The sequence below is a fragment of the Vibrio sp. 10N.222.55.C6 genome (assembly GCF_041473395.1).
Classification (GTDB): Bacteria; Pseudomonadota; Gammaproteobacteria; order Enterobacterales; family Vibrionaceae; genus Vibrio; species Vibrio crassostreae_C.
Genome location: NZ_JBFRSD010001115.1, coordinates 1 through 524, shown reverse-complemented (window position 1 = coordinate 524; position 524 = coordinate 1). Strand labels below are relative to the sequence as shown.

Here is a 524-nt window from a genome sequence, read left to right as displayed (position 1 = left end):
CGGTTAAGCTGACAAACGCACCAGCAATCACGCCGCTCTTGAACTGCTTAGAGAAGTCGACACGAGTCCCGACATCACCCGCAAGAAATTTACCGACCCCCACTTTGAGTAAGGTATCGCTCAAGAAATCCCATTGTGGGGTGTAATAACCAGTGATAAAGCCAGTAGTGCCTTTATCGATCACTTTGTACGTTCGGCTGCTGTCATCTGGGTTGACTTGGATCTCTTCATCAAACGTGCCAAACCAGCTTTCTGGATCGCGCTGGCTTATTGCTGTCATGTCTGCGCCAATCGCCCAGTTTTGGTTGAATGGACGATACAGGATTTCGCCACCCACACCCGCGAACATGCTCTCTAGGTAACCGCCGTAAGCTTGGGTGTAGATACCGCTGCCATAGTCTTCAAACCACGTCAGTTGTAAGCGATCTAAGCGAACCGGATCGTCAACGTAAGAGCGGAATAAGGTTCTTACTCTTGGCGTTTGGTCAGTGCCGTCTGATGGGACGGTATAGTTAAACTTGTCG

General features: G+C 50.0%; 1 protein-coding gene. It reads right to left on the bottom strand.

Annotated features, from left to right (window positions below):
* Positions 1-524: YjbH domain-containing protein (locus tag AB4486_RS27790; protein WP_372120032.1), on the bottom strand; the 524-nt coding region annotated here is incomplete at both ends.